The organism is Streptococcus oralis, from assembly GCF_023109195.1.
Lineage (GTDB): Bacteria > Bacillota > Bacilli > Lactobacillales > Streptococcaceae > Streptococcus > Streptococcus oralis_BV.
Window position 1 is genome coordinate 80,982 of the sequence record NZ_JALDUB010000002.1, and the last position, 24,913, is coordinate 105,894.

26 protein-coding genes and 2 pseudogenes are annotated in these 24,913 nt (G+C 41.1%); 21 read left to right on the forward strand and 7 right to left on the reverse strand.

Going from position 1 to position 24,913, the window contains the following annotated elements:
* Positions 1–8: 8 nt before the first annotated feature.
* The 9 genes from lacD to M1F65_RS07880 all read left to right on the forward strand — a co-directional run bounded on the left by lacD (position 9) and on the right by M1F65_RS07880 (position 7,250).
* Positions 9–1,004 carry a tagatose-bisphosphate aldolase gene (gene lacD, locus M1F65_RS07840; protein ID WP_084944002.1) on the forward strand — a complete coding sequence of 332 codons (996 nt, stop codon included), beginning with the start codon at positions 9–11 and terminating at the stop codon, positions 1,002–1,004.
* 146 nt (positions 1,005–1,150) lie between these two features.
* On the forward strand, positions 1,151–2,188 hold the full coding sequence (locus M1F65_RS07845; protein ID WP_070534792.1) for an aldose epimerase family protein: 1,038 nt from the start codon (positions 1,151–1,153) through the stop codon (positions 2,186–2,188).
* Positions 2,189–2,298: 110 nt separating this feature from the next.
* A complete protein-coding gene (locus M1F65_RS07850; protein WP_042901935.1) occupies positions 2,299–3,153 on the forward strand; it encodes a VOC family protein in 855 nt (284 codons plus the stop codon).
* 311 nt (positions 3,154–3,464) lie between these two features.
* Positions 3,465–4,037: a hypothetical protein gene (locus M1F65_RS07855; protein ID WP_042901937.1), complete on the forward strand. Its 573-nt coding sequence runs from the start codon at positions 3,465–3,467 to the stop codon at positions 4,035–4,037.
* A 1-nt stretch (position 4,038) separates the two neighbouring features.
* Positions 4,039–4,707 (forward strand): hypothetical protein, encoded by a 669-nt coding sequence (locus M1F65_RS07860; RefSeq protein WP_042901939.1) that lies wholly within the window; start codon positions 4,039–4,041, stop codon positions 4,705–4,707.
* A 121-nt stretch (positions 4,708–4,828) separates the two neighbouring features.
* On the forward strand, positions 4,829–5,500 hold the full coding sequence (locus M1F65_RS07865) for a hypothetical protein (RefSeq protein ID WP_001226099.1): 672 nt from the start codon (positions 4,829–4,831) through the stop codon (positions 5,498–5,500).
* 2 nt (positions 5,501–5,502) lie between these two features.
* Positions 5,503–6,165 carry a hypothetical protein gene (locus tag M1F65_RS07870; protein ID WP_042901940.1) on the forward strand — a complete coding sequence of 221 codons (663 nt, stop codon included), beginning with the start codon at positions 5,503–5,505 and terminating at the stop codon, positions 6,163–6,165.
* Between the two features lie 78 nt (positions 6,166–6,243).
* A complete protein-coding gene (locus M1F65_RS07875; protein ID WP_042901941.1) occupies positions 6,244–6,786 on the forward strand; it encodes a DUF3592 domain-containing protein in 543 nt (180 codons plus the stop codon).
* A gap of 206 nt (positions 6,787–6,992) precedes the next feature.
* Entirely contained in the window at positions 6,993–7,250 is a 258-nt protein-coding gene (locus M1F65_RS07880; protein WP_002880547.1) for a metal-sensitive transcriptional regulator, read from the forward strand.
* Positions 7,251–7,472: 222 nt separating this feature from the next.
* Here the strand turns inward: M1F65_RS07880 and M1F65_RS07885 are convergent, their stop codons facing one another.
* The 3 genes and pseudogenes from M1F65_RS07885 to M1F65_RS07895 form a co-directional block, all read right to left on the reverse strand.
* Positions 7,473–7,769 carry a rhodanese-like domain-containing protein gene (locus M1F65_RS07885; RefSeq protein WP_000450169.1) on the reverse strand — a complete coding sequence of 99 codons (297 nt, stop codon included), beginning with the start codon at positions 7,767–7,769 and terminating at the stop codon, positions 7,473–7,475.
* A pseudogene (locus M1F65_RS07890) lies at positions 7,744–8,109 on the reverse strand (rhodanese-like domain-containing protein); the annotation flags it as partial. The pseudogene M1F65_RS07890 and the gene M1F65_RS07885, both read right to left, overlap by 26 nt.
* 9 nt (positions 8,110–8,118) lie before the next feature.
* On the reverse strand, positions 8,119–8,427 hold the full coding sequence (locus tag M1F65_RS07895; RefSeq protein ID WP_000468869.1) for a rhodanese-like domain-containing protein: 309 nt from the start codon (positions 8,425–8,427) through the stop codon (positions 8,119–8,121).
* Between the two features lie 176 nt (positions 8,428–8,603).
* Here M1F65_RS07895 and M1F65_RS07900 point away from each other — a divergent pair, with 176 nt between their 5' ends.
* On the forward strand, positions 8,604–9,167 hold the full coding sequence (locus M1F65_RS07900) for a sugar O-acetyltransferase (protein ID WP_042901942.1): 564 nt from the start codon (positions 8,604–8,606) through the stop codon (positions 9,165–9,167).
* A gap of 284 nt (positions 9,168–9,451) precedes the next feature.
* Positions 9,452–10,600 carry a carbohydrate-binding domain-containing protein gene (locus M1F65_RS07905; RefSeq protein ID WP_247925754.1) on the forward strand — a complete coding sequence of 383 codons (1,149 nt, stop codon included), beginning with the start codon at positions 9,452–9,454 and terminating at the stop codon, positions 10,598–10,600.
* Positions 10,601–10,661: 61 nt separating this feature from the next.
* Here the strand turns inward: M1F65_RS07905 and M1F65_RS10090 are convergent.
* Positions 10,662–10,796 (reverse strand): annotated as a pseudogene (locus tag M1F65_RS10090) (low temperature requirement protein A); the annotation flags it as partial.
* Between the two features lie 230 nt (positions 10,797–11,026).
* On the opposite strand from M1F65_RS10090, the gene M1F65_RS07910 reads away from it, so the two are divergent.
* The 10 genes from M1F65_RS07910 (at position 11,027) to rpsD (ending at position 21,498) form a co-directional block, all read left to right on the forward strand.
* Positions 11,027–11,743: an ABC transporter ATP-binding protein gene (locus M1F65_RS07910; protein ID WP_042901944.1), complete on the forward strand. Its 717-nt coding sequence runs from the start codon at positions 11,027–11,029 to the stop codon at positions 11,741–11,743.
* A gap of 1 nt (position 11,744) precedes the next feature.
* On the forward strand, positions 11,745–12,827 hold the full coding sequence (locus M1F65_RS07915; RefSeq protein WP_042901945.1) for an ABC transporter permease: 1,083 nt from the start codon (positions 11,745–11,747) through the stop codon (positions 12,825–12,827).
* A 39-nt stretch (positions 12,828–12,866) separates the two neighbouring features.
* On the forward strand, positions 12,867–13,490 hold the full coding sequence (locus tag M1F65_RS07920) for a TetR/AcrR family transcriptional regulator (protein ID WP_000361929.1): 624 nt from the start codon (positions 12,867–12,869) through the stop codon (positions 13,488–13,490).
* A 284-nt stretch (positions 13,491–13,774) separates the two neighbouring features.
* Positions 13,775–14,539, forward strand: coding sequence for a nucleoside phosphorylase (locus M1F65_RS07925; RefSeq protein ID WP_000615016.1), 765 nt, complete (start codon positions 13,775–13,777; stop codon positions 14,537–14,539).
* A gap of 33 nt (positions 14,540–14,572) precedes the next feature.
* Complete coding sequence (locus M1F65_RS07930; RefSeq protein WP_000897923.1) at positions 14,573–15,952, forward strand: TrkH family potassium uptake protein; 1,380 nt, start codon at positions 14,573–14,575, stop codon at positions 15,950–15,952.
* A gap of 13 nt (positions 15,953–15,965) precedes the next feature.
* Positions 15,966–16,631 carry a potassium channel family protein gene (locus tag M1F65_RS07935; RefSeq protein WP_001283887.1) on the forward strand — a complete coding sequence of 222 codons (666 nt, stop codon included), beginning with the start codon at positions 15,966–15,968 and terminating at the stop codon, positions 16,629–16,631.
* 156 nt (positions 16,632–16,787) lie between these two features.
* Positions 16,788–18,875, forward strand: a complete 2,088-nt coding sequence (locus M1F65_RS07940; protein ID WP_000671340.1) for an SSURE domain-containing protein — start codon at positions 16,788–16,790, stop codon at positions 18,873–18,875.
* Positions 18,876–18,955: 80 nt separating this feature from the next.
* On the forward strand, positions 18,956–19,654 hold the full coding sequence (locus tag M1F65_RS07945) for a response regulator transcription factor (RefSeq protein ID WP_033583600.1): 699 nt from the start codon (positions 18,956–18,958) through the stop codon (positions 19,652–19,654).
* Entirely contained in the window at positions 19,651–20,685 is a 1,035-nt protein-coding gene (locus M1F65_RS07950) for a sensor histidine kinase (protein ID WP_000769387.1), read from the forward strand. Before M1F65_RS07945 ends, M1F65_RS07950 begins: the two co-directional genes overlap by 4 nt.
* Positions 20,686–20,886: 201 nt before the next feature.
* Positions 20,887–21,498, forward strand: a complete 612-nt coding sequence (gene rpsD / locus M1F65_RS07955) for a 30S ribosomal protein S4 (protein WP_000092756.1) — start codon at positions 20,887–20,889, stop codon at positions 21,496–21,498.
* Between the two features lie 94 nt (positions 21,499–21,592).
* Here the strand turns inward: rpsD and M1F65_RS07960 are convergent, their stop codons facing one another.
* From M1F65_RS07960 to M1F65_RS07970, 3 genes are all read right to left on the reverse strand, one after another.
* Positions 21,593–22,759, reverse strand: a complete 1,167-nt coding sequence (locus tag M1F65_RS07960; RefSeq protein WP_247925755.1) for a tyrosine-type recombinase/integrase — start codon at positions 22,757–22,759, stop codon at positions 21,593–21,595.
* A gap of 344 nt (positions 22,760–23,103) precedes the next feature.
* Positions 23,104–24,093 (reverse strand): DUF3644 domain-containing protein, encoded by a 990-nt coding sequence (locus M1F65_RS07965; RefSeq protein ID WP_247925756.1) that lies wholly within the window; start codon positions 24,091–24,093, stop codon positions 23,104–23,106.
* A gap of 93 nt (positions 24,094–24,186) precedes the next feature.
* Entirely contained in the window at positions 24,187–24,822 is a 636-nt protein-coding gene (locus tag M1F65_RS07970; protein ID WP_247925757.1) for a helix-turn-helix domain-containing protein, read from the reverse strand.
* Between the last annotated feature and the right edge of the window lie 91 nt (positions 24,823–24,913).

The window sequence follows — 24,913 nt, forward strand, 5'->3', positions numbered from 1 at the left end:
AAGTGTCTATGAGTAAATTACAATTAAGTTCCAATAAAGTAGCCTGCTTGCAAAAACTCTCTGACGAGAATGGAATCATCTCAGCTCTTGCTTTTGACCAACGTGGTGCTTTGAAACGCCTCATGGCTCAATACCAAACAGAAGAGCCAACAGTCGCTCAAATGGAAGAACTCAAAGTTTTGGTTGCAGATGAATTGACAAAATACGCATCCTCTATGCTTCTTGACCCTGAGTATGGACTTCCAGCTACAAAAGCTCTTGCACCAAATGCTGGTCTTCTCCTTGCTTATGAAAAAACGGGTTATGACACAACTAGCACTAAACGCTTGCCTGACTGCTTGGATGTTTGGTCTGCCAAACGCATTAAAGAACAAGGTGCAGACGCTGTCAAATTCTTGCTTTACTACGATGTAGACAGCGCTGACGAACTCAACCAAGAAAAACAAGCTTACATCGAACGCATCGGTTCAGAGTGTGTGGCGGAAGACATTCCATTCTTCCTTGAAATCTTGGCTTACGATGAAAAAATCGCTGACGCAGGTTCTGCAGAATACGCCAAAGTAAAACCACACAAGGTTATCGGCGCTATGAAGGTCTTCTCAGACCCACGCTTTAACATTGATGTCTTGAAAGTGGAAGTTCCAGTCAACGTCAAATACGTTGAAGGCTTTGGCGATGGTGAAATCGTTCATACACGTGAAGCAGCAGCAGCCTTCTTCAAAGCACAAGATGAAGCGACTAACTTGCCATACATCTACTTGAGTGCAGGTGTATCAGCTAAACTCTTCCAAGAAACACTTGTCTTTGCCCACGAATCAGGCGCAAACTTCAACGGTGTTCTTTGCGGCCGTGCAACTTGGGCTGGATCAGTTGAAGCCTACATCAAAAACGGTGAGGCAGCAGCTCGTGAATGGCTACGCACAACTGGATTTGAGAACATTGACGAACTCAACAAGGTTCTTCAAACAACAGCGACTTCATGGACTGAACGTGTAGAAGCATAAAAACAAGAATAGAAGAATCCCTTTTTGTTAAGAAGCTACTTAAGGTTTTCTGACAAAGGATTCTGAAAATAGAAACTACAACCATAGATGGTGAGACACTCTCTATGGTTTGTTTACTTAAGAGAAATGGATCAAAGGAGAGAAGAATGAAAGCATACACAGAACGTGTATTTGGAAATCATGAGGGCAAGGATGTCTTGGCTTATCGCTTTGAGACTGACAGTGGCTACCAACTAGAAATCATGACCTATGGTGCGACCATATTGCGCTATGTCACGCCTGACAAGGCTGGGAATTTTGCCAATGTGATTTTGGGTTTTGATGATTTTGATAGCTATGTAGGCAATAGTCCCAAGCATGGAGCAAGTGTAGGTCCTGTAGCGGGCCGTATTGCAGGTGCGACATTTGAGCTCAATGGTCAGACCTATAATCTTGAAGTCAACAACGCTAGCAACTGTAACCACAGTGGTTCAACAGGTTGGGATTCGAGCTTGTTTGAATTGGTCGAAGTGAGCGACCATGGCTTGACCCTCTACACAGAACGTACAGACGGAACAGGAGGATTCCCTGGTAATCTCAAGATCTGGATCAGCTATCACTTGGAAGAAACTGGCGCCTACGAAGTCAGCTATAAGGTGACGACAGATCAGGATACGCTTGTCAATCCAACTAATCACAGCTACTTCAACTTGTCTGGTGATTTCACGCAGACAGTTGACCGCCATGTCTTCCAGCTAAATACCGAGGGTATTTACCCAATCGCTCCGGACGGTGTTCCGGCTAAGACTCCAGATGCTACTCGTGATGTGGTTAAACACATCTACAATGGTGCTTTGTTGAAGGACATCTTTGAAGAGGAAGATGAGCAAATCCAGTTGGTATCTGGTTTGGATCACCCATTTGCTCTTCCTGCAGGTCATGACAATGCTGGTTTCCTTTATGACCAACACTCAGGTCGTTTCCTACTTTTCAAGACAGAGGCCCCTTGCTTTGTGGTCTACACAGCAAACTTTGTGGATGAGAGTGTGCTCATCGGAGGCCAACCAATGGTGCAACACAATGGGATTGCCCTTGAAGCGCAAGCTTTACCAGATGCTATTCACAGTGACTTCAAAGACCAAGTCATTCTCAAAGCAGGCCAAACCTTTACCAGCAAAACTCGCTACGAGCTTGTTGTCAAATAAAAAGAAGAGCTGGTTTCCAGCTCTTTTGAGTTGTCTTCGTTGACATTTTATCTCAATAGTGTATAATTGATGTAATTAATAAAGTTACAACAAACAAAAGGAGACACCCTATGACTTATGCATACCAAAGCCACATTTACCTAGCGGAGGCGGTTTTAAATGTCAAGGATTTGACGAGTCAAACGGCTTTTTATCACCAGATTATTGGCTTGGAGATTTTATCTCAAACAGAGACAGAAGCGATTTTGGGACTTGGTCGAAAAGCCTTGGTTCACTTGATTCAGGCAGAAAAGTCTGGCGAAGTAAGGGGGCATTATGGGCTCTACCATCTGGCGATTTTGTTGCCGACACGAAAAGCCTTGGCAGATGTCTTGAAACACCTAAGTGATTTGCGGATTCCTCTGGTTGGGGGTGCAGATCATGGATACAGCGAGGCTATTTATCTAGAGGATTTGGAAGGGAATGGCATTGAACTCTACCGTGATAAGCCAGTGTCTTCATGGGATATTCGAGAAGACGGTCGCATTATCGGTGTGACCGAAGCCCTTGCGGCACAGGACATCTATGAGTTAGGGGAAAAGGTGGATCCCTTTATCCTAGCTGAAGGGACGAGAATGGGGCATATCCATCTATCGGTGAAGGATAGTCGTGAGGCGAGCCAGTTTTATCAAAAGGTGTTAGGACTAGAAGATAAATTTAGCATTCCTAGTGCTAGTTGGATAGCGGCTGGTCAGTACCATCACCACCTGGCTGTCAACGAATGGGCTGGAAAAGGTCTGGCTCCGCGTGAGCAAGGCTTGTCAGGCTTGGCCTACTATGTCCTTGAGGTCGAAAGCAAGGAAGAACTCTTGAACATCGTTAAGCAAGCACAAGAGCTAGAAGCACCGATCAAATGGCTAAATTCGAGTGAACTGGATCTTGTAGACCCAGATGGGATTGTGACCCGCATTCGCTTGGCACGATGAAACGAGGAAAACACATTATTTATTTTAGAGACATAGGAAAAGGCGGACAAGCTCGCATTCTGTTTTTAGAATGTGGATTTGTTCGCTTTTTTATGAAATGACGAAGCCTTTCTTGGCCCTAGCAAAGGTATCTGCCGGGGATATTTTCCCTTTTCTGGGGGTTCATGCTATAATACTAATAAACTTTTCTTTCTCTAGGAAGGCAAATGCTAAAAATCGGCTAGACTGCTGGCAATTGTTGTCACGATGCTTTTTAGAGAAAGTAGGACTTTGTTTGAACATCCGTATTGAGTTTAGGAAATGGTAATAAGATGGACACAAGTGTAAAAAATTTAATCAGTAAGGGCCCTCTGGAGGACTCTTTTATCTATTATGATTTGGGGAATCAAGTATTCTACAGTGCAAAACAAGGCATGAATTATTCAGCCATTGCAGCCCCTATTGCAATCTATTCCTTGCAACGGCTGTCAAAGTTGCTCAACCAAACCTTTGGAGATGTCTCCTCCCCTTTCAATCTGATTTTCTTTATCCTGATGTCTCTGTTTTTGGTTTTCGGGACCATTCTCCTTGCCAAATCTACCCGACGCAACATGAAGACAGATAGATTTAGAAAAGTCCGGCTCACAAAAGCCAATATCAAAACACTTAGGAGAAAATCTAGGGCGTTGACAGTAGTTGGCTACATTTTTGTTTTAATAACGATTTTTTCAGCCTATCGTTATCTGGCTGTTTCTGATTTTCAATTTTTAATTATGTACATGTTAGGGATTGGTATTCTTACATATATAGTTTATGATTTTCGGATGAAAACGCGCAAACGATTGTTCAAGGAGCTGATGGAGACATTACAGGACGGTAGCCGAGGGAAAGAGGGAGAAATGTAAGATGAGAAAAATCATTTATATAGGCCAAGGATGCCAGCAATCCGTCTACTATAACACAAAGACGAGAGAGGCTTTAGCGACAGAATCTAGCGCCTCGTCAGAAACCGACGGTGCCATCAGTTCAAAGAAATCCAAGTGGCCTTGGGTTGTCTTCTTTATTTTCTTGCTAGTTGCTATTATCGGTATTTGGATTCGTTCCTTGCTAGCGCCCTTTAGATTGAGTGAGTGGATGGCACCTATCCATCTAGCCGCTATCCTTTTCGTTTTTATCGGAAGTGTTTATGGATTTGAAAAACTGTTCTACAGTGGGGCCAAGTCGCTTGTCCCAGCAAGTGAAGAGCAGTTTAAAGAAGCGGTTGAAAGTAGTAAATTTTGGAGGAAGTCACCAGATAAGGAACCAACAGTCGATAAAATCATCTTGTATCTATTTGTTATCCTCGTTCTTCTATTTGTTTTTGTTATTGTTGTGTTCTTTGTCATACCTGGGACTTTCATTCCTTTCTATGAACAGGAATGGTTTGAGCCGTCCATGTTCATGGTACCAATCGGAGCAACGATCGTTCCAATTAGCGTGGTTCTTCTACTATTTCAAAACAATCCAATCCGCTGGCTGTTAGCCGTACGAAAATACAAGCAGGGAAAAGTATTATTTAGGGAAGAGAAGAACTAGAAACACGAGAGAAACGCTATTACCATTACCAGTGGTTGGTGATGGTGATGTTTTATCAACAACCTATGATAAAATTGAAGTTTCTGATTATAGTGATTAGTGAAAACTGTGGTGATTTTATATGAGAAAAATAATTTTTATTGGACAGAGCGGTGATAAGGCCGTTTACTATAATACGCGAACAAAAGAGGCTCTTGTAGCAGATAAGAGTGCCTTGTTAAATACAGAAGGGGCTAGGAGATCGAATAGGGGGATTGCTCCTTTAATTGCTATATTCTCTTTGTTAGGTTTACTCGGAGGATTTGTTGCAATACCAATTTTCTCAGGCCTTCGTTATAATAGTGGGATGGTTCCTATTTTTATTCTTTGTCTTTCCTTTATCCTATTTGGATTTATATGGATGATGGAAGTCGCCTTATATAAAGGAGTGAAACGAGTCCAAGGAGCAACAAAGAAAGAGTTTAAAGAAGCAGTTTATTCAAATTTGTTCTGGGAAAATTTTAGTGAGAAAAAAGCGACGTTTGCGAAAATGTTGGCTTTTATGATTGTCATGCTACTAGTTTTTATGACTACTATAGTAATATTTGCTGCTGCAATTCCGGGCACTATTGACTCATTCAATAAGCAAGAGGCATTTGATATACAAATCTTTTTCTCGCCTTTAGCAGGTCTCTTTCCTGCCTTGTTGTACCTTTTCTTATTCCAAAACAACCCTATCCGCTGGTTCTTAGCTGTGCGAAAATATGAACAGGGGAAAGTGATATTTAATGAAGAAATAGAAAAGAGAGGATGATAATGTCACAAGAGAGATATTTGCAGATCAAAAAAGAGCATCAAGTTCGTAAGTTTGTGGGGCGTTTCCTCTTCATCCTTCTCGCTATACTCGATGTTCTACTGGTATCAAGTCATTCCAATTATGTCCCACTTGTAACGGTAGCTATGGTAACGATTGTGCCTTTTAATCATTTTCTACTTGCTCCTCTTAGGAGACAGAAAAAAGCCATAGAAAAAGAGCATCCAGAATGGAAAACACTCAGTACAAAGGGAGTAAAGGTTCCCTCGGCTGAAGCCAATAAAAGAACCTTGGCTGGCATTGGGATCTTGATGGCCTTGCTGTTGTCTTTTGGGCTATTCTATAAACCTGTGAAACAGCCGAACGACCAAGTAAACAAGCCGCCTAAGCTTGATTCTAAAACGCCTGAAACGTCCAAGCCTTCTGAGTCTGAGTCGTCTAGCTCCTCTAAGGCCAAAGAATCCAGTTCCTCAGAGTCGAAATCCTCGTCTTCGACTGAACAAAGTTCTAAAACCGAAAGTTCAGGAACAAAGCCGTCAAAAAGCGAATCCAATAATCCATATTACCAGATTCCAGGACTTACTGATGAACAGGTGAGAGATATCATATCAAAATCTGTGAAAGATTTGAGAGAAAAACAGTCAAAAGAAAAATCCGAAGAGTAGACTCGAGGGATTCGATACCGATTCTGGACGAGTGAGTTCTTTGGGATTTTATTCTATAGAATAACAGGAGGAGTTCATATGAATAAAGAAGTGATTGGTTTGATAGTTGGGATCATCGTCATCTTCCTATCTTTTGTATTTGTATGTGGGACCTTTCTCTACCTCTATCTTCGAGATCAGAAGTTGGTCCGCCTTGCCCAGTCATCCGTACAGGGAACAGTTATCGGATATAGCCGTTTTCGTGAGGGGTATCCACCTATCGTCGAATACACGGTGGATGGGATTACTTATAAGAAAACCTTGCAGTATTTTATGTTCAAAACGGTCACGACTCCGTGGGGTCCTACTAAAGTTTCAAATGATTATACAAGAGAAGATATGCTAGCGTCTTCGATCACTCGCTACAGCAACTCCTTTGTTTCCTTCAAACGATTGATGCAGACCCATTTCCCCCTTCATTCGGAGCTGACGGTCTGGTACGATCCAGACAAGCCGAACAGGGCCTATGTCGAACGTTACAGCGGGATGGACAAGTTTTACAAGTGGTTTGGTATCGGATTTGGTCTGGCTCTAGTCCTAGTCTATGGGATAGTGATCCTTGCCTTTTTGTCCAAGATATAAGGCATAAAAGTCAGTTGGTTAATGGGCAACTTTATTTCCCATCAAGCTTCAAGGAGGACAGAGTTTCTTTTCCATTTTCATGCTCACCTATCTTTTCTATCTGATACAGAGGAGAGGTTGCCTCCTACAAATACAGACAGGAAGTGAATTTTGACAAAGCCCCTTATTCGAGATATAATGAAGAAAAAGTGACCAAGGATAAATTAATGACAAACTCAAAGTATATCACACGCCTGAAACGTTCAGAGGGCCAGTTGCGTGGGATTCAAAAGATGATTGAAGAAGATCGTGACTGCGCAGATATTGTTACGCAGTTGACAGCAGTGAAATCTAGCGTTGAGCGCGTGATTGAGATGATCATTACTGAAAATCTCACTGACTGCATCAACCAACCATTAGATGACCCCGAGGCTCAAAAGGAACGCCTAGAAAAGGCCATCCGATACCTGATTAAACGGAAGTAAACTAATTTGCTATTGATAAACAATGCAGACAAAGTCATTTAAGTCTATTTCGATAAAAAAATCATGTCAGACAAACGGATGAGTTCCCCCAATACCAATGAGAAAACCTCTTTTTAGATACCATCAATGTGTTTCGTTTTTTAGAAGCGACGGGCTACGAGCCCTATATCAGTGGGTTGCAGAAATGAAAAAACCGATTAAGTTCCTTAATCGGTTTTTTGCTTATTCTACTTGACCGGGCCAAGCATTCATACCACCTTCTACATTGATAACGGTGAGGCCTTGGGCGCTTAGAAATTCACAAGCAGATGCGGAACGGACTCCACCTTGACAGATGACATGGTATTCCTGGTCGGGTTTGAGTTCTTTGTAACCTTGCTCCAAGGTACTTAACGGAAGATTTCTTGCTCCTGGTGCATGTCCTGCTTGGAATTCATGCACCTCACGTACATCGATAAGGTTTAGATTTTCATTTAGGTATTTTTCATAAAAGTCAGCCATGCTGATACTCGTTTCCATATTCGACTCCTTCTGGATTAGCCATTTTATATAGTGAATAAGCGCCATCAAGGTTTTGGACGGCAAATCCTGCCTGCTGGAGGATACGCTCTGTGATATAGTTGCGCAAAACGCTGTGGCAGCTAAGGATGTAGGCTTGGTTCTTGTCTGGTTCACCCAAGATCTCCCTTAGTTCATTTAGGGGTTATGGATGGTATCGACCTTGGGTAGCTCCCCTGAAATTCGCCACTTGTCCGCACATCTAGGGATTATTTGCCCTTAGTCAGATCGTCTTCGAGCGGACACCTTGGATATTGTCGCTCAGACCTTCGATAAGGTTCAAGGCTGTGTAGCCAATTATTTTATACTTCTAGATGACCTTACCTGTCCAAGCGCTCATACCGCCTCGGACATTGATGACATCGTAGCCTTTTTTCTTAAGCTTTTTCGCAGCTAGTTTGCTTCGTACACCAGAATGACAAATGACATAGAGTGTTTCTTTTGTCGCTGGTGTGTAAGAACCGATTTCCGTTAAAGGAACATTTTTGGCATTTTTGATATGACCTCTACGGAATTCCATAGGCGTCCGAACATCCAGTAGCTGAATCGGTTCCTTAAGTTTAGCTTCTAACTCGCTGGTAGAAATACTGTCAATTTTTGTAAATAATAAGTGAAACATAGGCACCTCCACATATACCCTTATGGGGTATATTAAACCATGAAGTCAAGCTTTTGTCAAGCAAGTTGTTTTGACTTAGGAGAGGGATTCGTTTCGAGAGTCTAGAAAGCAGGCCATTCTTGACCTTTCGGAGGCTTTTTGATATGATGGGGCCAAAGTAAGTATGAGGTGATAAGATGGCTAGCGAATACCAGAAAATGATAGCAGGGGAGCCTTACCGTCCGTCGGACCCAGAATTACGGGTCTTGGCGCAGGCTTCTCGCCAAAAACAGGCTGCCTTTAACAAGGAAGAGGATCCCTTGAAGGGAGCTGAAATCATCAAGACTTGGTTTGGCTCAACTGGGCAAAATCTCTATGTCAATCCACGTCTGGTGGTCGATTATGGGGTCAATATCCATCTAGGGGAAAATTTTTATTCTAATTGGAACTTGACCATGCTGGATGTTTGTCCGATTCGCATCGGGAACAACGCTATGCTTGGCCCCAACTGTCAGTTTTTAACCCCACTCCATCCACTGGATCCGCATGAACGCAATTCAGGGGTCGAATACGGCAAGCCCATCACCATTGGAGATAATTTCTGGGCTGGAGGTGGGGTTATTGTCCTTTCTGGGGTGACATTAGGAAATAACGTGGTGGCAGGAGCGGGGGCCGTGATTACCAAGTCCTTTGGAGACAATGTCGTCCTAGCTGGCAATCCTGCGCGTGTTATCAAGGAAATCCAAGTAAAAGAAAACTAAAAAGAACAGCCTGGGCTGTTCTTTTTATGAGCTTTAGTCTTATAAATTTTTCTTCTTTTTGGCTTTCTTGGTCAAGGAGATATCGCACTGGGGAATCTTGGTTTAAAAAATCTATTAAAGGTATTTTAGCGTTCAAAAATTGTTTTTAGCAGTCCTTTCTAAAAATTACTAGGCGAAATCTAATCCAAACTAAATTTAAGGAAACTTTCAGAAAAGTTTTAGTTTCGTTTCAGGAATCTTCTGTAGACTGTCTAGCTATATCATACGAAGGAGAGGAAAAAGGTATGAAATCAAAAAAATGGACCCTACTCGCAACGAGTTTAACGGCAATAGTGCTGATGGCAGCATGTGCCCAGTCAACAACTACATCCAATACCAATGCAACGACAAATAGTGCCACAACAACTGCAACAAAGACAAATCAATTATCCTATTTTACAGAGAAGGACAATGATACTTCTTATGACGAAAGCACAGCTTCTAAGATTGAACTATCTGGCTTATCAGCAAACGTCTCTGGAGATGGGGTGACAGTCTCTGAATCAACCGTGACCATCGCAAAATCTGGAACCTATGTGATTTCAGGTCAGTCTGACGGAGTGCAGATCAAGGTCGAGGCAGATGAGTCGGCAGATGTTCATCTAGTCCTAAAAGGTGCGACCATGACCAATGCCAATGCAGCAATTTCTGCGACATCAGCCGGTCATGTCTATCTGACTTTGGCAGAAGGAACCACCAACAGTCTCTCTGACTCAAGCTCCAACAGCGACGAAAAAGCTGATGCAGCTTTCTTTTCTAAGGTGGATTTGACCATCAACGGGAAAGGAACTCTCAATGTAGATGGCAAGAAGAACAACGGTATCAAGGCTAATGACACTCTCCACATCACGGGCGGAACCTATAACATCACAGCAGTTGGCGATGCCTTTAATGTCAATGATGAACTCAACATCACTGGTACGACTATGACCATCGATGCCAAAGAAGATGGCATCCACGCATCAGGTGATTTGGTTATCGATAGTGGTACCTACAACGTCAAGAATTCGACAGAAGGACTTGAAGGTAAGTCAATCACTATCAACGGTGGGGACATTACCATCTATTCGACAGATGATGGAGTCAATGCAGCTAATAAAAATGCCCAACAGAGTGAAATCTTCTTCACTATGAACGGTGGGAACCTGACAGTAGAAGTCGGTCAAGGAGACACAGACCCAATCGACTCAAACGGGAACGTGACGGTCACAGGCGGAACCATTAAAATGACTGGTCAAACAGGTTTTGACTTTGATGGGACAGCGACCTACACAGGTGGAGATATCTATCTAAATGGTGAAAAACAAACGGAAATCGTCAACTCTATGCCTGGTGGCGGTGGACCAAATGGAGGCCCTCAAGGCGGCGGTCCAGCCCCTGGCGGACAAGGATAAAAAAGAATCTCCTTTCTCGAAAGAGAAGGGAGAGTTTTTGTGTTTGAGAGATGGATTGTAGCTAAAACAACTCCCAATTAGGTCTTGAAAATTTCTTAGTCTGTTTCATATAAAAATGAGTAAAATGAATTTCCATCGCCAAGGTCATTAGAGTTGCGATAGCAATGACGATGGTAGGATTGGCTGAGAAAAGTAGAGGAAGAATAGGCCTTTAAAAAGTGGACAGGAAAGACCATTTCGGAGTATAGAGAGGAAGTTCAAAAACATTTTTAGAAATAAGACATGTGCATCATAAACATCAGATACGAATCTGGTGTTTTATTTTTTTAAAGAATTTAACCCTTTCTCTTGACAAGTGAGTGATTACTCACTATAATAGCTTCTGTGATTTAAAAAGTGAGTACCCACTCACCTAGGAGGAAGCATATGAAAAAATTGCTACATTTACAAGATTTAGTAAAATCTTTTGACCAACAAATAGTTCTGAATCATGTCAGCTTTGAATTGCAGCTAGGAGAAATTATAGGATTAATTGGTCCGTCTGGTGCTGGTAAATCAACTATGATTAAGACTACGTTAGGAATGGAAAAGGCTGATGGAGGCCTAGCTTTAGTGTTAAATCACACTATGCCCAATCGTCATATTTTAGGAGATATTGGCTATATGGCCCAATCAGATGCTTTATACGAGTCCTTGTCTGGTCAAGAAAATCTGGAATTTTTTGGTCAGCTAAAGGGGCTTTCTAAAAAAGACCTAAAGGCGGAAATTGCTCATATAGCTCAAGTAGTAGATCTGACAGACTACTTAAACAAGGCGGTATCTGGTTATTCTGGAGGAATGAAACGGCGTTTGTCTCTTGCTATCGCGCTGTTGGGAAATCCTCAACTCTTGATTTTGGACGAACCGACAGTTGGAATCGACCCTTCTCTTCGAAAGAAAATCTGGAAAGAATTATTCGCGCTTAGAGACAATGGGGTAGGGATATTAGTTACTACCCATGTTATGAATGAAGCAGAGTTGACGGATAAGGTCGGCTTATTATTAGGCGGAAAAATCATTGCTTTTGATACACCGCAACACTTAAAAGAAAGTTATCAAGTTTCAAGTATTGAAGAAGTATTTTTAAAAGCAGAAGGTGAGTAAAATGAGAACAATAGCGATTGCAAAAAAAGTCATCAAAGAATTACTTCGTGACAAACGAACTCTAGCCCTGATGTTTATAGCACCTGTTTTTATCATGTGGTTGATGAACCTCATGTTTTCAGCTAGTACAACCGTGAATGTCAAGTTAGCGACACAAGATCTACCAACTGGTTTGGTAACGAAAATGGATGAGCTTGATCATGTGGACATCGAGACTTATCAAGACTTAGATCAGGCCAAAGAAGCGCTAGCAAATGAAAAAGTCGATGCTGTGATTTCTTATAAAGACGGTGAGTATCAGGTCGACTACGCAAATACAGATGCCTCCAAGACATCTATGATACGACAAGTGTTACGAACAAGTATCGCCAGTGAAGGCACCGATCAGTTACTATCTCGTGTCAAACAAGCTCTTCCACAATTGGACTCGGACGCAAAAACACCAGAAATCAAGGAGTCTTATCAGTATGGAGATGAAAATACAAGCTTCTTTACCAGTATGATTCCGGTTTTGATAGGTTTTGTAGTTTTCTTCTTTGTCTTTTTGATTTCAGGTATGGCGCTTTTGAAAGAGCGCACCAGTGGAACACTAGAACGTTTGTTAGCAACACCAGTGAAACGATCTGAAATCGTCTATGGCTATATGTTGTCTTACGGTATTATTGCGATTTTTCAAACGGCAGTTGTCGTCTTAGCAGCAATTTGGCTACTAGATGTAGAAGTTGTAGGAAGTATTTTAAATGTTATAATAGTTAATGTGGTACTGGCTCTTGTAGCACTAGCTTTTGGAATTCTCTTGTCTACTCTAGCAAAATCAGAATTCCAAATGATGCAATTTATTCCTCTCGTGATTATGCCCCAACTTTTTTTCTCAGGAATTATTCCATTGTCATCCATGGGAGAATGGGCTCCAACTGTGGGGAAATTTTTGCCATTAACCTATTCTGGTGATGCAATAAGCCAGATTATTCTTTACGGACACAATCTTGGTGATATTTTGCCAAATCTTGGTGTTTTAATGATTTTCTTGATCATTTTAACAATTCTCAATATTGTTGGATTGCGTCGTTATCGTAAAGTTTAGAAATCAACATAAATAATGCTAAAAAGGTGTGAAGATTAGATGGATAAGACTGTTTTTGAATCGTTTGAAGATTACTTAGAAGAAGCGAATTACCCTCAAGGAAAGAAAAAAATCATGCAGGCAGCAGTGGATCTCATATCAACTAGGAGTTACCATGGGACCTCAACTCTTCACATAGCTGAGCGTGCTGGACTAAGCCAGGCAACTTTGTTTAAGTATTTTAAGACGAAGGATGATCTACTGACGGCTATTTTACATCCTGTAGTCCCAAGCATTTTCGGTAGTTTTTTTGAGGAACTCTTAGCTTTTGAAACGACAGAAGAGAGGGTTCGTTATCTCGTCCACGATCGTATGAGCTATCTCAAAAAAAATCGTGCTTTGATGAAAATCATTCTGCAGGAGAGTTTTTCAAATAAGAAACTAAAAAATGAACAGATTTTTATCTGGAATGCTATTCAAGATAAACTTCGAGTGCTTCATAAGGAATTGCTAGCAGATCCACGTGTAAATCCAGAGATAACGATTCCTCAAATGGTTCGTATTTGTGTTGGTCCATTGTTGGCTTACTTCGCTCAACTTTATATCGTTAGCGACAACGGAGAAATAAAGGAAGAGGACCTAGACTTATTAGAAAAACAGATTTTGGGTGCTTTGTGGAAATAGAGTAGGCCTAGACAAAATGGAGGCTAGATTCTATTGGTTTGGCTTCTTGCACAAGATAATATAAAAGGGTATATATTGCCTGATGCAGATTCGTGCTTTTTTATTGTTGAATTTGCTATTTTGGTGATAGTTCTCAATCACTTTACTAAAACAGAAACCGACCTCTCCAGCAGAGCAACGATTTCTTAAATGTATGGAAGAGGAGTTTTCTGGCTTGCTAAAGACAACTCCTTGACACTTCGTCAGCTTTTGATACAATAGTACAAAATTAGAGGAGGTGGGCTATGATTCAGAAACATGCGATTCCCATTTTGGAGTTTGATGACAATCCCCAGGCGGTCCTTATGCCAACACATGAGGGATTGGACTTAAAGTTGCCAAAAAAGTGCATCTATGCATTTTTGGAGGAAGAGATTGACCGCTACGCTCAGGAAGCAGGAGCGGACTGTGTTGGTGAGTTCGTTTCTGCCACCAAGGCTTATCCAGTCTATGTCATCAACTACAAGGGTGAGACGATTTGTCTAACCCAGGCGCCCGTGGGTTCTGCCCCAGCTGCCCAGTTTATGGATTGGTTGATTGGCTATGGTGTGGAGCAAATCATTTCCACTGGAACCTGTGGCGTCCTAGCCGATATAGAGGAAAATGCCTTTCTCGTCCCTGTTCGCGCTCTGCGAGATGAGGGGACCAGCTACCATTATGTAGCGCCTTCTCGTTATATGGAGATGCAGATTGAGGCTGTCTCTGCCATTGAGCAAGTTTTGGAGCAAAGAGGCATTCCTTATGAGGAAGTTATGACCTGGACGACAGATGGTTTTTACCGAGAGACGGCTGAAAAGGTTGCCTATCGCAAGGAAGAAGGCTGCGCTGTTGTGGAAATGGAGTGCTCGGCTCTTGCGGCAGTGGCTCAGCTACGTGGTGTTGTCTGGGGAGAATTGCTCTTTACTGCAGATTCCTTAGCGGATCTGGACAACTACGACAGTCGTGACTGGGGCTCAGAAGCTTTTGATAAGGCACTCGAACTCTGTCTTGCCATTGTGCACCACATGTGAGTGTTCTGACTGTTTTTATGGTAGAATGTAGTTATGTTATTCAAATCTTTTTTGGAAAAAATCAAGACGATACTGGGACGCTTGTCGCCAGCCCGTCGCATCTTTTTAAGTTTTGCCCTAGTAATCTTCTTGGGTTCTCTCCTTTTAAGTCTCCCCTTTGTGCAAGCAGAAACGTCACAAGCGACCTACTTTGACCATCTCTTTACGACCGTGTCCATGGTCTGTGTGACAGGGCTTTTCACTCTGCCAGTGGCTTCGACTTATAATATCTGGGGCCAGTTGATCTGTATGATTTTGATCCAGATTGGTGGTTTGGGGCTCATGACCTTTATCGGAATCTTTTATATCCAAGGCAAGCAAAAGCTCAGCCTTCGTGGTCGTGAGACTATTCAAGAAAGTTTCAGTTATGGAGAAACCCAGTCTCTAAAGGACTTCATCCGCTCAATCTTTCTGACGACTTTTTTGGTGGAAGGAATTGGTGCCTTTCTCTTGAGTTTTCGCTTTATCCCCGAATTTGGCTGGGGGCGAGGGATTCTAACCTCTATCTTTTTGGCTGTTTCAGCTTTCTGTAATGCTGGATTTGATAATTTTGGAAGTACGAGTTTGGTAGCCTTTCAAACGGATCCCTTGATCAATCTAGTGATTGCAGGCTTGATTATCACTGGTGGTCTAGGATTTATGGTCTGGTTTGACCTAGCGACCCAGTTTGGGAAGAAGAAAAAACGCCGCCTGCGTTTCCATACCAAGCTGGTTCTCTTTTTAACGGCGGGAATTCTGCTCTTTGGAACAGTATCGACTCTCTTAATTGAGTGGAATAATCCTGGGACGATTGGAAATCTCAGCGCTCCAGAGAAACTGCTGGTTAGTTTCTTCCAGACAGTCAGTATGAGAACGGCAGGCTTTGCTTCCATTGACTACACCCAGGCTAGACCAGTTACCTTACTGATCTACATCTTGCAGATGTTTCTGGGCGGGGCACCTGGAGGGACAGCAGGCGGGCTCAAGATTACGACCTTCTTTGTCTTGTTGGTCTTTGCTCGCAGTGAACTATTGGGCTTGCCTCATGCTAATGTGGCTCGGAGGACCATTGAACCCCGAACCGTACAAAAGTCTTTCAGTGTCTTTATTATCTTCTTGCTAACATTCTTGCTGGGCTTGATCCTACTAGGGATAACAGCAGAGGGAAATCCGCGCTTTATCTACCTCATGTTTGAGACCATTTCAGCCCTTGCAACAGTTGGGGTGACGGCAAATTTAACACCAGAGTTAGGTAAGTTAGCCCTCAGTATCGTTATGTTGTTGATGTTTATCGGCCGTATTGGTCCCTTGACACTACTGGTCAGTGTAGCGGAATACCAGCCAGACAAGAAAGATACGATTCACTATATGAAGGCAGATATCACTATCGGATAAGAAAGGAAAAACGATGTCAGATCGGACAATTGGAATTTTAGGCTTGGGAATTTTTGGGAGCAGTGTTTTGGCTGCCCTAGCCAAGCATGACATGAATATCATTGCTATTGATGACCACGAGGAACGCATTAATCAATTTGAATCAGTGTTGGCGCGTGGAGTAGTTGGAGATATCACGGATGAAGAACTCCTTCTATCAGCGGGGATTGACACCTGTGATACCGTAGTCGTCGCAACAGGTGAAAATCTGGAGTCCAGTGTTCTTGCGGTCATGCACTGCAAGAGTTTAGGAGTGCCGACCGTTATTGCCAAGGTCAAAAGCCATACGGCTAAAAAGGTGTTGGAAAAAATTGGTGCAGACGCAGTCATCTCACCAGAGTTTGAAATGGGGCGCTCATTAGCACAGACCATCCTCTTTCATAACAGCGTAGACGTCTTTCAGCTGGACAAGAATGTATCGATTGTCGAGATGAAAATCCCCCAATCATGGGTAGGTAAAAGCCTCAGTCAGTTGGATTTACGTGGGCGATACAACCTCAATGTACTTGGTTTTCGTTCCTACGAAAATGCTCCTCTGGATGTCCAATTCGGACCCAATGACCTCTTGCAGGCAGATGCCTACATCATGGCAGTCATTAATAACCAACATTTGGACACTCTAGCTGAACTGAGTGAGTAGGAGAGGAAAGGCTACTCTCTTTCCTAATAATTAACGAGTCAATATAAGTATTTTATAAGAGGGATTTAAGAAAAATTTTAACTTTTTCTTAATCCTTTTTAATTTTAGGAGATTATACTAGAGTCATCAAAAAAAGAAAACTCTAAGGAGAATCCTATGAAATTCAATCCAAATCAGAGATATACTCGTTGGTCTATTCGCCGTCTCAGTGTAGGCGTTGCTTCAGTTGTTGTGGCTAGTGGCTTCTTTGTCCTAGTTGGTCAACCAAGTTCTGCGCGTGCTGATGTCGTCAATCCGACTCCTGCCCAAGTCGTGCCAGACGCTGCTTCGGTGAGTGAAAAGAGCGACTTACCAGCAGAGGTTCTCAAAAAAGCAGTCGATGTAGCTCTTCCTTCAGAACAGTCTATTCCAACACCTAAAGCAAGTGTGGATACCACAAGCTCTTCAGAAAAAGCGGACGCAACTGCTAAAGAGCCTGCAGTAGTGCCAAAAGAAGAAGTGCAAGCACAACCTGACTCTAAGAAACAAACAGAAGATGCAGTTAAACCTGTGGAAAGTCCTGCGTCTACAGTTTCTGGACAAGACCGTGAAGTCAGTGAAGCGCAACCAGCGACCACCCCAGCTGAAGTGCAAAAGGGTGTGGCCGACAACACCAAAGACACAGTAGATGTCCCAGCTAGTTACCTTGACAAAGCCAATTTCCCAGGACCATTTACAGCTGGTGTCAATCAAGTCATTCCATACGAATTCTTCGCTGGTGACGGCATGTTGACTCGCCTGATCTTGAAAGCATCTGATAAGGCTCCATGGTCAGACAACGGTTCAGCTAAAAATCCCGCCCTTCCACCAGTAGAGAAATTGGGCAAAGGTCTTTACTTCTATGAAGTGGATTTAGCAGGTACCCAAGGCAAATCTGACAAAGAGTTGCTTGATCTTTTAAAACAAAACGGCACGCAAAGCTATAAAGCTACTATCAAGGTGTACGGTGCAAAAGACGGCAAACCTGACTTAACTAATCTGGTAGCGACTAAAAATTTGGATGTCAACTTGAATAGTTTGACCACCCCAGCTGAAGTGCAAAAAGGTGTGGCTGACAATACAAAAGATACAGTAGATGTCCCAGCTAGTTACCTTGACAAAGCCAATTTCCCAGGACCATTTACAGCTGGTGTCAATCAAGTCATTCCATACGAGTTCTTTGCCGGTGACGGTATGTTAACACGCCTTATCTTGAAAGCATCCGACAAGGCTCCATGGTCAGACAATGGTTCAGCTAAAAATCCCGCTCTCCCACCAGTAGAGAAATTGGGCAAAGGCCTTTACTTCTACGAAGTGGATTTAGCAGGCACCCAAGGAAAATCAGATAAAGAGCTTCTTGACCTTTTGAAACAAAATGGTACGCAAAGTTATAAGGCAACCATCAAAGTGTACGGTGCAAAAGATGGCAAACCTGACTTAACTAATCTGGTAGCGACTAAAGATTTGACTGTTAATTTGAATGGCTTAACCACACCAAATCAGGTTAAAGAGTCTGTTGTTAACAATGTCAAAGACATGATTGATGTTCCAGCTAGCTACCTTGATAAGGCTAAGGTTCCTGGACCTTTCTTGGCTGGTGTCAACCAAGTTATTCCGTACGAAGCTTTTGGTGGAGATGGTATGTTGACTCGCCTCTTGTTAAAAGCCTCAGACAAAGCCCCATGGTCCGACAACGGAACAGCTAAAAATCCTGCTCTATTGCCACTTGAAGGCTTGGCTAAAGGTCAATATTTCTACGAAGTGGATTTGAATGGCAATACGGTTGGCAAAGATGGTCAGGCCTTGCTGGATCAACTTCGAGCTAACGGAACCCATACATACCTAGCTACTGTTAAAGTCTATGGATCTAAAGATGGCAAACCTGATTTGACCAATCTGATTGCTACTCGTCAAGTAACGATTCAACTTCGTGGAAAAGAAATGGCGACAATACCATCTCAACAAGGTCAGATGAATACGAAGCCTTCTGAAACAGGCTCTACAGGTACGACTGAGGGTGTGATGGGTACAAATAACCATATGTCAGATATGAAAGTAGATCAACCAGCTTCTAGCCCAATGGCTAATATGATGAAAAAAGATGATAAAGCGATGCTACCAAATACTGGGGAAGCTAAAACGGCTACAGCAGGCCTTGGTATCTTTGGTCTAGCCTTGGCAGGTCTTGTTGGACTTTTGGGTTTGACAACCAAACGAGAAGATTAAGATTCAAATCATTTAAACATTAGAGAAAATAGTGTTATACTAAAGCAAGTATAACACTGTTTTTATCGAAGGAGTGTCAGATGAAAAAGACAATTTTGCTGGTTGATGATGAAATAGATATTCTAGATATTCAACACCGCTATCTTATACAGGCGGGTTACGACGTTTTGGTCGCCCATGATGGCAAGGAGGGATTAGAGCTTTTCAGAAAAAAATCTATCGACCTCATTATCACAGATATCATGATGCCCAATATGGACGGGTATGATTTTATCAGTGAAGTTCAGTATATCGCTCCGGATCAACCCTTCCTCTTTACAACTGCTAAGACAAGCGAACAGGATAAGATTTATGGATTAAGTTTGGGGGCAGATGATTTTATAGTCAAACCCTTTAGCCCACGCGAATTGGTTTTAAGAGTGAATAATATCTTGCGTCGCCTTAGCCGTGGAGGAGAGACAGAACAGATCGAGTTTGGTGACTTAGTGATCAACCATGTGACTCATGAGGTTCGCATTGGGGAGCAACCTTTGGAATTGACAGTAAAATCCTTTGAACTTCTATGGATATTAGCCAGCAATCCCGAGAGAGTCTTTTCAAAGACGGAACTTTATGAGAAGGTATGGCAAGAGGACTATGTGGATGATACCAATACACTCAATGTTCATATCCATGCTTTGAGGCAAGAGTTGACCAAGTATACGAATTCAAATGCTCCTGCTATCAAAACTGTCTGGGGTTTGGGTTATAAGATGGAAAGACCAAGAGGTAGAACATGAAATTAAAAAACTATATTTTAGTGGGGTATCTAGTGTCGACTCTACTAACGATTTTGGTCGTTTTCTGGGCAGTCCAACGGATGTTGATCGAGAAAAGTGAAGTTTACTTTCTCGTTGGAATGACCTTGATTGCTAGTTTCATTGGCGCTGCAGTGAGCATCTTTCTTTTGTCGCCAGTGTTCTCTTCTCTGAAACATTTGAAAAAACAAGCTCAGGATATAGCAAGCAAGGATTTCAGCACAGAAATTGAAACCAAGGGACCATTAGAATTTCAAGAGCTGGGCCAGGCTTTTAATGACATGTCCCACAATTTGCAAGCCACCTTTCAATCACTTGATGAGAGCGAGCAAGAAAAGAGAATGATGATTGCGCAGCTCTCTCACGATATTAAAACTCCCATTACCTCCATTCAGGTTACTGTGGAGGGAATTCTAGATGGAGTGATTAAGGAAGAGGAGCGACTCCACTACTTAGCCACGATTGGTCGGCAAACCGAGCGTCTAAACAAGCTAGTGGAGGAATTGGATGTTCTGACTCTTAACACCCAACCTCAAGATACTGCTGATGAAGAAGTCGAAGAGGTCTTTTTAGATCAGCTGTTGATTGAGTCAATGAGTGAATTTCAACTCCAGATTGAACAAGAGGAGCGAGATGTTTACATTCAAGTATCACCTGAGTCGGCGAAAATCAAGAGCCATTCTGACAAACTTTCTCGCATTCTGGTCAATTTGTTAAACAATGCCTTTAAATATTCAGAACCAGGAACCAGAATCGAGGTTCTTGCCCAATTAACAGAACAAGAGCTGAGAATCAGTGTGAAAGACGAGGGTCAGGGAATCCTTCCTGAGGATTTGGAAAAGATCTTTAAACGACTTTATCGTGTAGAAACTTCGCGCAATATGAAGACAGGTGGACATGGATTAGGACTTGCGATTGCACGCGAACTAGCCCATCAGCTTGGTGGCGAAATCACAGCAGAAAGTCAATATGGCTTAGGAAGCAAATTTACATTCAGCCTCAATTTGAAATAAAGCTGTAAAATCCCTTTACATATCTAGCTTTTCATGGTATAATAGCCTTTGTGTGAAATAGCAGCAGGAAAGCATGAAGCTCGTCAACAGGTGTCTTATGACAAGTAACCTTGGCTGTTTAGGCGAAGGGCATCTGCACGAATCAGGGCTTTCTAAGTGACTATTTCCGCCAAATATTATTTATATCAGGAGGACATACATATGTCACGTTATACAGGACCATCTTGGAAACAAGCTCGTCGCCTTGGCCTTTCACTTACAGGTACAGGTAAAGAATTGGCACGTCGTAACTACGTACCAGGACAACACGGACCAAACAACCGTTCTAAATTGTCAGAATACGGTTTGCAATTGGCTGAAAAACAAAAACTTCGTTTCACTTACGGTGTAGGTGAAAAACAATTCCGTAACTTGTTCGTACAAGCTACAAAAATCAAAGGCGGAATCCTAGGTTTCAACTTCATGCTTCTTTTGGAACGTCGTTTGGATAACGTTGTTTACCGTCTTGGTCTTGCGACTACTCGTCGTCAAGCTCGTCAATTCGTAAACCACGGTCACATCCTTGTTGACGGAAAACGCGTTGATATCCCATCATACCGTGTAACTCCAGGTCAAGTAATCTCAGTTCGTGAAAAATCATTGAAAGTTCCAGCAATCCTTGAAGCAGTAGAAGCTACTCTTGGACGTCCAGCATTCGTATCATTCGATGCTGAAAAATTGGAAGGTTCATTGACTCGCTTGCCAGAACGCGACGAAATCAACCCAGAAATCAACGAAGCACTTGTCGTTGAATTCTACAACAAAATGCTTTAATTTTAAGAAATATCTTACAGAAAGCCTACAACAGTGGGCTTTTTGCTTTGTCTTAAAATGTTGATTTCTGGGTTTGCTCCCCTTTTTGCTCCCCTTATAGTGCTTTTAGTGCAGTTTCATAAAATGAGACTGCTTTTTTTGCGCTTTCTTTTGAGAGGTGACTATAAATATCCATTGTCATTGATAGAGTGGAATGACCTAAACGGTGCTGAAGCTCCTTGTAAGGTATTCCTGAGTTAAGTAATAAACTAGCGTGAGTATGTCTGAAACCATGAAAACCTATATTAGTTACATTCGCCCGTTTAAAGTGGGTTCTTAATCTAGTTTGTAAGGTTCGATTATTAGGGTACTCATGGATAAAGTCAGAGAATACCACGGTTTCAGTTTTACCAATTTTCCAAGCTTCTTGGATTTGCCTAACCTTGTAAGCTTTAAGCATTGTTACAGTCGCTTGATCTATATCTAAATCCCGATAGCTGGCTTTTGATTTTGGGCTATTGGTTTCTTGTTTATAGTTTAAAGTCTTTGTGATATGCACAACTGCATTATCTAAATCTATATCAGACCAAGAAAGAGCTAAAGCTTCATTGATACGACAACCAGTAGCAAGTAAGAACTTGTAAAGTGTATTCTCATAACAATAACGAAACTTATTTAAATCTAGATTATCGAGATAACCAAGAAACTTTTTTAACTCTTCATTTTCAAAGTGTTTTACCTTTTGTCGCTTTGCTTTTTGAGTGTTACGAGGTAAAACAACATCACGCGCAGGATTGGACGGTATCGCCTGCATAGTAACACCATACTGTAAGATACGTTTATTAAGCGCGTGTATGCTATCGTAGTATAGAAATGCTCCCTCTTCCCCTTTATTGGTTTTGTCAGCAAGTTTATTGACTATACTTTGAATAAGTGGAGTAGTGAGCTTATTAAGTTTATAAGCACCAAACAGAGGTAAAACGTGGTTCTTAAGTATTCTTTTAACGTTTATTTTTGTATTGGGCTTTACTGTATGCTTGTAGCTTTCCCACCAAAGATTAGCTAACTCTTGATAGTTTTCTATTGAACTAGCTTTAAATCTAGTACAACCGTCTTTCTGAAAATCTATCTTTTCTTGATTGGCTTTCTGTTTTACTTCCTTTTGTGTTCGCCCCGTTACCTTAGTTTTAACTTTCTTTCCTGTTACCTGGTCAACTCCTAGGTAAACACTAGCACGGTAGACTTTACTACCGTCTTTTTTTATAACTTCAGTTATTTTCATGATTTATACCTTTCTAAAATACATCAGCAGGCAAGCTATTATTAAAAAGGTTTTAGATTGTGGTTTAAATCATGCCAGGGCTTCACAGTTTGCCCTGTATTTGATTTTAAGCAGTTAGATAGGTAAATTATATGCTTAATTGTTAAGTGGTAAAAACACTTATTTTACAGTGTTTTTTGAGAGTTTTTTTCTAAAGTTAGTTTACCAGTTAGCTAACAAAACACTTTACATTTCCCACGCGCGTGGTATAATAGAATTAACAAGATAACTTGCGAAGGATTAACGTTGTGTTCCCAAAGGGGAGTAAGTCGATGGACGAGAATTCACATATGCCTGGGGTTATCTTATTTTTTTTGTCTTTTTTTCAAGTTTTCTACGAACGTTTCAGGACTTCGTTCGATTTCCTCAATTATAAAATCGCAGAGGATTTGAGAGTAGCCGTATCGATTACCAATTTTATAATGGTAGCAATAACGTTGATTTGTCTTGATATCATAAAATGTATTAAAAAGTTGTAAGTCGTTTGTTGTAAACGTCTTTTTTTGTTTTTCTCCACCTACTATTTTTGTTAATAGAATCCCTTTCGATTTGAGATGTCTATTAACAATTTTAATAACTTCCCTAGTAGTTAATGGATAGATAGCGTTTGGATCTTTAATCTCTCTAACTATACCTATACTCGTTTCCGCAGTGTTATCAAGTTTAACAAATAAATCAGCATCTTGTTTTCGCTTAGTGATATAAAATCGAGTTTCAACAGGTACAGCATAGTCAGAATTATTAGTAGATATTTCATTTTCAATTTTATCTTGCTCGGCGAGTATACGTTCGGCCATTTTAGGAGAGTACTTGGCTCGAATTTCTTCTTGATTAAGTTGGTCGATGCGGACTGATAAAGTCAAGAAATTTTGTGCAATTTGTTTTGTGATATCCTCATTGTGAAACTCTTGCATTTTAGAAATATAATTAGAAACACATGCTTGAAATAATGGGGCATAGATATGTTCATAATCTTCTGTTATGAAGTGGGTACTAGTATTCCTAAGTTCTATAATTCGAATTAGATTTTTTCGTAATGATCCATGTTTATCTGGAAATACTGTCTCAACTGCATTTTCTAATGATATCGTTCTATCCTTACTATCCTTAAAATATATTGATTCTTCACCATTATTATTAATGATATAAGCCTTTAGCATTAATTCCCAGGCGTTACAGATAAAAAAACTAAAACCCTCAATTCTGTACTTAATTGTAGGTTTGTTATATATTTCAAGCCCCATAATAAAAGCTTCGACACTTTTATTAACTAATCTTTTACTTAAATCTTCCATACGTTTCCTTTCTTAAAATGTTTTCTATATTATATTGTGGCGCGTGGGTATGGTGTAGGTCGCATAATCAGCCTTTTTGGCCATCCTGTTTTGCTAGGGTTGCTTTTTTTTATTAAGTAATTCTTCAACTTTAATAATATCTTCTTCTGAATGGCTATTTCTAAAATCATTAATAGCTTCAGTATCTTTAGGGTCTATCAAGGCGTATTCATTAGAAATTTTTAAAATTCTAATTTCTTCCTCAAGCATTGCATTTTCTTTTTCAAGCATTTTTAGCTCTTTATCAACTCTCAGTTTTTCATCTAACTGTGAACCTAAATGAGTAACGAGGTCTGAGGGTTCTTTTAAAAAATCATGAGGTAAATTATCATGCTCTAAATCTTTTATAACGCCTTTAAAATATTTCTTTTGTTTTCTTTCTGACAAAGATTCAAACATTGTAACAAAATCAATGACAGGTTGCTCGTATTTTAAAATAACGTCTGGTTCAATAACAAAATAACGGGGATCAATATCTGATGCTTCCACTTTAAAATAGTCAGCAAGTTTTTGGAGATTTTCGGTGTTTGGCATTGACCTACCTTTGACATAACCTGTTAAGGTACTTTTTGGAATACCTAAATCATTATGTAAGTCAATTTGTCTTTTACCTTGTTCTTTCATAAGTCTATTTAACCTAGCAGAGAAATAGAGTCTATTTTTAATATCTTGAGGGCTATTTTTTGCCATATATAATTACCTCCTCCTAAATTTCCTAAGCCCATTGTAACACAATAAAATAGAAATAGTACGAAAAAAATAATATTTTTTTATTAAATGG

What these genes read in the sequence shown, in the direction of transcription:
- lacD (WP_084944002.1), top strand. Translation starts at nt 9, where the DNA reads ATGAGTAAATTACAATTAAGTTCCAATAAAGTAGCCTGCTTGCAAAAA.
- M1F65_RS07845 (WP_070534792.1), top strand. Translation starts at nt 1,151, where the DNA reads ATGAAAGCATACACAGAACGTGTATTTGGAAATCATGAGGGCAAGGAT.
- M1F65_RS07850 (WP_042901935.1), top strand. Translation starts at nt 2,299, where the DNA reads ATGACTTATGCATACCAAAGCCACATTTACCTAGCGGAGGCGGTTTTA.
- M1F65_RS07855 (WP_042901937.1), top strand. Translation starts at nt 3,465, where the DNA reads ATGGACACAAGTGTAAAAAATTTAATCAGTAAGGGCCCTCTGGAGGAC.
- M1F65_RS07860 (WP_042901939.1), top strand. Translation starts at nt 4,039, where the DNA reads ATGAGAAAAATCATTTATATAGGCCAAGGATGCCAGCAATCCGTCTAC.
- M1F65_RS07865 (WP_001226099.1), top strand. Translation starts at nt 4,829, where the DNA reads ATGAGAAAAATAATTTTTATTGGACAGAGCGGTGATAAGGCCGTTTAC.
- M1F65_RS07870 (WP_042901940.1), top strand. Translation starts at nt 5,503, where the DNA reads ATGTCACAAGAGAGATATTTGCAGATCAAAAAAGAGCATCAAGTTCGT.
- M1F65_RS07875 (WP_042901941.1), top strand. Translation starts at nt 6,244, where the DNA reads ATGAATAAAGAAGTGATTGGTTTGATAGTTGGGATCATCGTCATCTTC.
- M1F65_RS07880 (WP_002880547.1), top strand. Translation starts at nt 6,993, where the DNA reads ATGACAAACTCAAAGTATATCACACGCCTGAAACGTTCAGAGGGCCAG.
- M1F65_RS07885 (WP_000450169.1), bottom strand. Translation starts at nt 7,769, where the DNA reads ATGGAAACGAGTATCAGCATGGCTGACTTTTATGAAAAATACCTAAAT.
- M1F65_RS07895 (WP_000468869.1), bottom strand. Translation starts at nt 8,427, where the DNA reads ATGTTTCACTTATTATTTACAAAAATTGACAGTATTTCTACCAGCGAG.
- M1F65_RS07900 (WP_042901942.1), top strand. Translation starts at nt 8,604, where the DNA reads ATGGCTAGCGAATACCAGAAAATGATAGCAGGGGAGCCTTACCGTCCG.
- M1F65_RS07905 (WP_247925754.1), top strand. Translation starts at nt 9,452, where the DNA reads ATGAAATCAAAAAAATGGACCCTACTCGCAACGAGTTTAACGGCAATA.
- M1F65_RS07910 (WP_042901944.1), top strand. Translation starts at nt 11,027, where the DNA reads ATGAAAAAATTGCTACATTTACAAGATTTAGTAAAATCTTTTGACCAA.
- M1F65_RS07915 (WP_042901945.1), top strand. Translation starts at nt 11,745, where the DNA reads ATGAGAACAATAGCGATTGCAAAAAAAGTCATCAAAGAATTACTTCGT.
- M1F65_RS07920 (WP_000361929.1), top strand. Translation starts at nt 12,867, where the DNA reads ATGGATAAGACTGTTTTTGAATCGTTTGAAGATTACTTAGAAGAAGCG.
- M1F65_RS07925 (WP_000615016.1), top strand. Translation starts at nt 13,775, where the DNA reads ATGATTCAGAAACATGCGATTCCCATTTTGGAGTTTGATGACAATCCC.
- M1F65_RS07930 (WP_000897923.1), top strand. Translation starts at nt 14,573, where the DNA reads ATGTTATTCAAATCTTTTTTGGAAAAAATCAAGACGATACTGGGACGC.
- M1F65_RS07935 (WP_001283887.1), top strand. Translation starts at nt 15,966, where the DNA reads ATGTCAGATCGGACAATTGGAATTTTAGGCTTGGGAATTTTTGGGAGC.
- M1F65_RS07940 (WP_000671340.1), top strand. Translation starts at nt 16,788, where the DNA reads ATGAAATTCAATCCAAATCAGAGATATACTCGTTGGTCTATTCGCCGT.
- M1F65_RS07945 (WP_033583600.1), top strand. Translation starts at nt 18,956, where the DNA reads ATGAAAAAGACAATTTTGCTGGTTGATGATGAAATAGATATTCTAGAT.
- M1F65_RS07950 (WP_000769387.1), top strand. Translation starts at nt 19,651, where the DNA reads ATGAAATTAAAAAACTATATTTTAGTGGGGTATCTAGTGTCGACTCTA.
- rpsD (WP_000092756.1), top strand. Translation starts at nt 20,887, where the DNA reads ATGTCACGTTATACAGGACCATCTTGGAAACAAGCTCGTCGCCTTGGC.
- M1F65_RS07960 (WP_247925755.1), bottom strand. Translation starts at nt 22,759, where the DNA reads ATGAAAATAACTGAAGTTATAAAAAAAGACGGTAGTAAAGTCTACCGT.
- M1F65_RS07965 (WP_247925756.1), bottom strand. Translation starts at nt 24,093, where the DNA reads ATGGAAGATTTAAGTAAAAGATTAGTTAATAAAAGTGTCGAAGCTTTT.
- M1F65_RS07970 (WP_247925757.1), bottom strand. Translation starts at nt 24,822, where the DNA reads ATGGCAAAAAATAGCCCTCAAGATATTAAAAATAGACTCTATTTCTCT.